Origin of the sequence: Reichenbachiella sp. (assembly GCF_039941815.1) — a bacterium.
Classification (GTDB): domain Bacteria; phylum Bacteroidota; class Bacteroidia; order Cytophagales; family Cyclobacteriaceae; genus Reichenbachiella.
The window spans coordinates 68,006-74,690 of sequence record NZ_JBDVDW010000040.1; the positions used below are offsets into that span (position 1 = coordinate 68,006).

The 6,685-nt window shown below is 40.3% G+C and carries 8 protein-coding genes; 1 reads left to right on the forward strand and 7 read right to left on the reverse strand.

Annotation, left to right across the window (positions count from 1 at the left end; genetic code table 11):
* Positions 1 to 76 precede the first annotated feature (76 nt).
* From rny to ABJF11_RS10690, 6 genes are all read right to left on the reverse strand, one after another.
* Positions 77 to 1,642, reverse strand: a complete 1,566-nt coding sequence (gene rny / locus ABJF11_RS10665; RefSeq protein ID WP_348119836.1) for a ribonuclease Y — start codon at positions 1,640 to 1,642, stop codon at positions 77 to 79.
* Positions 1,643 to 1,702: 60 nt separating this feature from the next.
* Complete coding sequence (locus tag ABJF11_RS10670) at positions 1,703 to 1,987, reverse strand: cell division protein ZapA (protein WP_348119837.1); 285 nt, start codon at positions 1,985 to 1,987, stop codon at positions 1,703 to 1,705.
* Between the two features lie 10 nt (positions 1,988 to 1,997).
* Entirely contained in the window at positions 1,998 to 2,297 is a 300-nt protein-coding gene (locus tag ABJF11_RS10675; protein WP_348119838.1) for a hypothetical protein, read from the reverse strand.
* Between the two features lie 3 nt (positions 2,298 to 2,300).
* Positions 2,301 to 4,718, reverse strand: coding sequence for a phenylalanine--tRNA ligase subunit beta (gene pheT, locus ABJF11_RS10680; RefSeq protein WP_348119839.1), 2,418 nt, complete (start codon positions 4,716 to 4,718; stop codon positions 2,301 to 2,303).
* 334 nt (positions 4,719 to 5,052) lie between these two features.
* Positions 5,053 to 5,454 carry a YkvA family protein gene (locus ABJF11_RS10685; RefSeq protein WP_348119840.1) on the reverse strand — a complete coding sequence of 134 codons (402 nt, stop codon included), beginning with the start codon at positions 5,452 to 5,454 and terminating at the stop codon, positions 5,053 to 5,055.
* Positions 5,455 to 5,459: 5 nt separating this feature from the next.
* The gene (locus ABJF11_RS10690; protein WP_348119841.1) at positions 5,460 to 6,008 is read right to left on the reverse strand and encodes a hypothetical protein; all 549 of its coding nucleotides are present in this window, start codon (positions 6,006 to 6,008) and stop codon (positions 5,460 to 5,462) included.
* Positions 6,009 to 6,033: 25 nt separating this feature from the next.
* Here ABJF11_RS10690 and ABJF11_RS10695 point away from each other — a divergent pair, with 25 nt between their 5' ends.
* Positions 6,034 to 6,342, forward strand: a complete 309-nt coding sequence (locus tag ABJF11_RS10695) for an iron-sulfur cluster biosynthesis family protein (protein WP_348119842.1) — start codon at positions 6,034 to 6,036, stop codon at positions 6,340 to 6,342.
* A 74-nt stretch (positions 6,343 to 6,416) separates the two neighbouring features.
* On the opposite strand, the gene ABJF11_RS10700 is transcribed toward ABJF11_RS10695, so the two are convergent.
* Positions 6,417 to 6,685 (reverse strand): SusD/RagB family nutrient-binding outer membrane lipoprotein (locus ABJF11_RS10700; protein ID WP_348119843.1); only part of this gene is annotated, 269 nt, incomplete at its 5' end.

Here is a 6,685-nt window from a genome sequence, read left to right on the forward strand (position 1 = left end):
AGATTAAGACGGACTGTCGTTAATCCATCTACAATAAACTGGAAGAAATATTTAATGTCAATACCTTAACTACGTTCTATTTCGCATAACTAACAGAGCGCATTTCACGGATTACGGTGACTTTGATCTGTCCTGGGTATTGCATATCGTTCTCGATCTTGGACGAGATTTCGAAGGCCAGATCACTGGCGGACTGATCTGCTACTTTGTCGGCATCTACAAGCACTCGTAGTTCTCGGCCAGCTTGTATAGCATAGCACTTATGCACGCCGTCGAAACCTAGTGCTAATGCTTCCAGATCCTTCAATCGTTTGATGTAAGATTCCATTATCTCACGTCTGGCTCCTGGTCTTGAACCTGAAATGGCATCGCAAGTTTGGATGATTGGAGAAATGAGTGTGGTCATTTCAATTTCATCGTGGTGAGCTCCGATAGCATTGCATACATCGGGATGTTCTTTGTATTTTTTAGCCAGTTCCATTCCGACAATGGCATGCGGCTGTTCGGCTTCTTCTGGCCATACTTTCCCTATATCATGAAGCAGTCCTGCTCTTTTTGCTTGCTTGGCATTGAGGCCTAATTCTGAGGCAAGCGTAGCACAGAGTTTTGCTACTTCTCTAGAGTGCTGTAATAAATTCTGACCATACGAAGATCTAAACCTCATACGTCCCACCATTTTGATGAGCTCGGGGTGCAGGCCATGGATACCCAGATCTATGACCGTTCTTTCGCCCGTCTCAACGATTTCCTCTTCAATATTTTTGGTGGTCTTGGCTACGATTTCTTCTATTCGTGCCGGATGAATCCTTCCATCGGTTACCAATCGATGTAAGGATAATCTGGCGATCTCTCGTCTGACAGGATCAAATCCAGAAATAATAATGGCTTCTGGTGTATCGTCCACAATGATTTCGACTCCAGTGGCTGCTTCGAGCGCACGTATATTTCTCCCTTCTCTACCTATGATCTTTCCTTTGACATCATCGCTTTCAATATTGAAGATTGACACGCAGTTTTCTATAGCATGCTCGGTAGCCGTCCGCTGGATCGTTTGTATTACTATTTTTTTTGCCTCTTTTGTGGCCGTGAGTTTTGCTTCTTCGATGATGTCCTTGATGTGTGATGACGCTTTGGTTCTGGCTTCATCCTTGAGCGTCTCTTTTAGCTGGTCTATGGCTTCATTGGCAGACAGGTTTGATATTTTTTCTAGAATCGCGGTTTGTTCCTGTTTGTTTTTCTCCAGCTCATCTTTTCTCCTCTTTATGATATCCATTTGAGCATCCAGATTTTCTTTCTGGCTCTCGAGCTCGGCTTCAATTCTTTTGTTCTGCTCTATTTGTTTAGATACCTGACCTTCTCTTTGTTTTACCTTGTTCTCGTTGGCGATAATTTGATTTTTCTTTCTATTCGCTTCTTCTTCGAACTCTGATTTTTTCTTTAGGAAGTGTTCTTTGGCCTCAATGGCCTTTTCTTTTTTTATATTTTCCGCATTGATAGAGGCTTCCTTTAGGATCATTTCTGCCCGGTTATTGGCAGCAGATATTTTTTTACCCTCAGCTCTTTTAGACATGATTTTACTCACGCCGAACCCTATTACGAGCCCCGCCAGGGTTCCTATTATTATAAGCAGTGTGTTGTCCATGATATCTATATTTATCACGGCACGGGAGCATCAAATGCTAGCAGAAATGAATATTACAGCTTAGATTTCAGCAGAGATTAAACGATTAAGTTTAGAAATTTGATCCATTGCCACTTCATCAGTGGTTTGTTTGAGCTCAAAAGCTCTTAGTTTTTCTACAAAACTATCTATAGCGACCATCGCCAGAAGGTCTTGTTTGTCATCAATTCCAAATTGATCTTGAAAAGACTTCAGCTTTTCATTTATTTTTTTACCCGCTTCTCGAATGGTGGCTTCTTCACTTGCCGCCACTTTCATTGGGTATTCTCTGTTGCCTATCTTTATTTTTATTGATAATTCTGTCATTAAGACTCATCTATTCGCTCAATTGAGCTATGCATTTATCAACTTCAACTATATATTCATTTAGCATGTCACTCAATTCTGCAGTACTATAATTACTACTCACTACCATGCCATTCGCAATTTTACTAATTTTATCTTGATTTTGAAAACTGGAAATTTCTTCCCCTTTCTTTTCGATTTGCTCTCGCAATCCTTCATTTTCTTGTTTCAGTACTTTCATCTCCTCTCTCATCTTTTGATGATCACTGATCAACAAGACTAACTTTCTTTCCAGATGGCTGAGTTCTAAACGTAGAGGGTTGTCTGACATTTCTTACTTTCTAATGATTGCATTTAATTCTTTTTCAAATCTGGCTATCAGTCCATTCATAGTTTTGTCTATTATCTTGTCAGTGAGTGTCTTGTTTTCATCCTGCAAAATAAAGCTCAAGGCATATGACTTTTTCCCCTCTCCTATGCTATCTCCTTGATAGACGCTGAATACATTGATTCTTTTAACCAGTTTTTTGGACTCTGCTTTCGCTAATTCCAAAATATGCTGAAAGTTGACCTGCTCGTCCAAAACAAGAGATAGATCTCTTCTCACCTCTGGAAACTTAGGTACTGGTTTAAAAAGAATTTTCTTACCATACCTTTCCAACATGCCAGCCCAGTTGAACTCAGCGTAGAATACATCCTGAGCGACTTCAGTTACTTTACTAACCTTCTTATTGATTTTACCAAAAGATACCAGCCATTGGTCATCTTTAGAAATATCCAACCCATATTCGAAGACAGGATTAGTAGTCGGCAGCGAATCAAATTCAGCAAGGCTAAATTTATCCAAAATTTTATGAACTGTAGATGATATGCTATAAAAATCAATCGACTTTTTATCCACATTCCAACTTTCATCAGTTTGATCACCGGTGATAAACATTGCTAAACGCTCCTGTTCGTTGTATTCATCATCCTGATGGGTATATACCCTACCGAATTCGAAGAATTTTAAATTCGATTGTTTTCTGTTGATGTTATATTTTAAAGATTCCAAACCAGAGAATACCATAGTTTGTCTCAGCACTCCAAGTTCTTCGCTTAGCTTGTTTAATACTTCAACATTTAATGCTTCATCCCAAAGACCTGTTTTGGCTACATATGCCGGGTTGGTCAATGAATTGCTGATTATTTCATTGAATCCAAGCGCGGTAAGAAAATCTGTGGTTTTAGATTGGATCTTGTCCTTATCTGGTGCTGGGAAGGCTGCCAAAAAATCTGTACCGTAGTTTTCTTCAAGTTCAATATTATTGTAACCGTAAATACGCAACACCTCTTCGACTATGTCTGCTTCTCTGGTTACATCTACTCGATACGGAGGGACTGTAGCCTTGAATCCTTCATCGGTCACTTGTGACACGTTGATGTCCAAGTCTTCAAGAATCTCTTTGATACGGTCACGTGGGATCACCTTACCTATGAGACGGTCGACATTCTTAAACTTGACCTCGATTTCAAAATCTGCCACTGGCCTAGGATAAAGATCAATGATCTCGGAGCTGATTTCTCCACCTGCTAATTTTTTGATCAACAGTGCGGCGTATTTCAATGCGTGCACAGTCATGTTAGGGTCTGTCCCTCTTTCGTATCTGAAAGAGGCATCAGTCTTGATTCCATGACGGGTGGCTGTATTTCTTACCCAGTCTGCTGAAAAATATGCAGACTCCAAAAATATAGACTTGGTGCTATTCTTGACACCCGAGGTAGTCCCACCGAATACCCCACCAATACACATACCTTTGCTTTCTCCATCACAAATCATCAGGTCCTTGTCAGTAAGGATTCTTTCTTTTTCATCTAGTGTTGTAAATTTGGTGCCATCTGGGAGCGTCTTAACTATTACCTTATTCCCTACAATGTTAGCCAGATCGAATGCGTGCAACGGCTGGCCTAACCCGTGTAACACATAGTTGGTGACGTCCACTACATTATTGATGGGTGCAAGGCCTATGCTTTTAAGCCTGTTTTTGAGCCACTTCGGAGATTCTTTTATCGTTAGGTTTGAGAGGGTGAGTCCACTATATCGAGGGCAGGCGTCATAGTTTTCTACTTCTACTTCTACAGTGTTAGACTGGTTATCAATTTCAAATTCACCCAGCTCAGGAAAAGAAATTGGTCTTCTGAATGCGGCCTTTAAGTCTCTTGCAACTCCGTAGTGTGAAGCTCCGTCTGCTCTATTCGGAGTCAGTCCTATTTCAATGACTGTGTCTGTCTCCGGATTAAAATAGTCTTTGGCTGGAGTCCCATTTTTCAATTTGGTGTCAAGTACCATGATGCCATCATGAGATTCTCCCAGCCCAATTTCATCTTCGGCGCAGATCATTCCTTCTGATACCTGGCCTCTTATTTTAGCTTTCTTAATCTTGAATGGTTCTCCCGAGCCAGGATAAAGGGTAGTGCCAACAGTAGCCACCACTACTTTTTGGCCTACCGCCACATTAGGTGCTCCACACACGATTGGTGCAGGCTGGTCGGTGCCAATATCAACGGTAGTAATGCTTAGTTTGTCAGCATCCGGATGTTTGTCACAAGTCAATACTTCTCCTATAACTAATCCTTCCAGTCCTCCTTCGATTTCCTCAAATCGCTCCAGGCCTTCTACTTCTAACCCTGTATCTGTAAGTATTTCAGAGATTTTATTTTCGTCTTCAGGCAACGCTATAAAATCCTTTAACCAATTAAGAGAAATCTTCATTAAACTAAGTGCTTTTTACTCTGGATAAAACAAGCGGTAAAATTAAAAAAATAAGGGAGGATGATATGCGCTTGCTCATTTATTCTTCAATATTCCGGAAGCTATTTTCAATATTTGGTACTGTGGCTACCTCTTGAATGGTTTTGAGATTACGATTTTCGTTTTGGGCGTTTACCAAAGAGGGTATTAAACAAAATAATCGACATCCCGCAAGCCATCACAAGATAAAACCACCGGGGTGATCCCGCCTGATAGGATCTAACAAAATGAAGGGAGGCAAGGAAAATAAGAACGAATCCTCCGATAATTCCGTATCGATTCAGTTTTTTGACATTCATGTAAGCTCAATTGTTCTTTCCCAAGCTTCAAATTTCTCAATATCCTCTTGAATGCTTCTATAGATCCAGTATACTATGGATATGTCATCTGTAAGTCCTAAGATTGGAATCAAGTCGGGAATTAAATCAATAGGGGTGATAAAATAGATCAATCCACCTACCATCATTACTAACGTACGCCAGGGAAACTCGCGATATTCTCCCGAAAGTTGCGCTTTGACCATTCTTATCATGACGTAAATTTTATCAGAAAATTCTTTTAGTCTTTCATTGCTACCAAGCAAATCAGACAATTTTCGTTTTGTAGTTGTCAATATTCCGTCGATACGGTCTTTATCCTTAAGTGCCTCTTCTGCTTTTTTTCTGTACTTTTTAAATTTTGATTCCTTATTCATCATATCATTTAAAACACTTGCTGAATTTCATTCTTAACGAAACTTAGCGCCACATCGGTTCCAAGTTCTTGTTTTTCAATAACCTTTTCGAACACCTTTCGGGCCAGGTCAATACTCTTGGCTTCCACGTCAAGTTCACCAGCAGCTTCGTTGACCAGCATGACGATTTCTTCCATTGCATTTTTGACGAGATTCCATGCTTCCTCAGACATGTACACTTGCTGTGAAAGATTGTGGTTGAACTCTTCGCGGATTTCATGTAGTAGAACTTGTTGAAATTCGGCTGCGCTCATTTCCCCAATATTGAGTCGTACTATTATATTTTTGGGAGCAATCCGTTCAAGAAACAGGCAAATTCTTTCGTACGCCTGCATACGTACCGGTAGGACAGTTTCATTGTTTTTTATCCTTATATCTATTAGTCTTTTTTCATATTCTTTGTTCAAAAACATTCGAGTAGTCAGATACATCGCGTATAATACTGCTCCCGCAGGTAGAATTATTTTTCCGAATTCAGTCAGTGCCTCCAAGGTCCAATTTTTATTTGTGTAATTCAAAAATAAGTATTTTTGCTGTAGAAAAATGAATCATAGTAAAATGAGTCTGGAACCTGTAAGCATTACACCAACGGCCCTTGAAGAAGTGAAAAATATCATGAGCCACAAGGGCATACCTACGGACTATTCTTTACGGATAGGCATCAAAGGAGGGGGGTGCGGAGCAATGGGCTTTGTGCTTGGATTTGACCGGCCAAAAGATTCGGATCTGGCCTATTCAGCTGGTGAAGTTCCTGTCATCATTGACAAAAAACATGTTATGTACCTTATGGGAGTTGAAGTTGACTTTGTAGAGGGCGCTGAGGAGCGTGGGTTTTGCTTCAATAAGGAATAGAATTATGAAACCAAATAAAAAAACCACTCTGGAGACCAGAGTGGTTTTTAATATATTAATAAAGTCTATTAGACTTAGTTTACATCCCAGAATACAGGAGTACTTACTGCGTCACCACCGATTCTAGAACCAGCAGCTGTATAGTTATCACCATTCAAAGTCGCTTCTCTCAAAGGATAAGTCATTCGAACAGGGATATTAGCCATAGTCATTCCTGGAGGTGCGTTGAACCCTGTAAAGTCCATTCTTCTCCAAGTAGACCATCCTTCTAGCCCTTGGTTGTACAATGCCAACCAAAGCTGAGTTCCGATCTTCTGTCTCCATGTACCAGTAGCTGTAGCAT

Coding starts and splice junctions, on each gene's coding strand:
- rny (WP_348119836.1), bottom strand. CDS start 1,642: ATGGACAACACACTGCTTATAATAATAGGAACCCTGGCGGGGCTCGTA.
- ABJF11_RS10670 (WP_348119837.1), bottom strand. CDS start 1,987: ATGACAGAATTATCAATAAAAATAAAGATAGGCAACAGAGAATACCCA.
- ABJF11_RS10675 (WP_348119838.1), bottom strand. CDS start 2,297: ATGTCAGACAACCCTCTACGTTTAGAACTCAGCCATCTGGAAAGAAAG.
- pheT (WP_348119839.1), bottom strand. CDS start 4,718: ATGAAGATTTCTCTTAATTGGTTAAAGGATTTTATAGCGTTGCCTGAA.
- ABJF11_RS10685 (WP_348119840.1), bottom strand. CDS start 5,454: ATGATGAATAAGGAATCAAAATTTAAAAAGTACAGAAAAAAAGCAGAA.
- ABJF11_RS10695 (WP_348119842.1), top strand. CDS start 6,034: ATGAATCATAGTAAAATGAGTCTGGAACCTGTAAGCATTACACCAACG.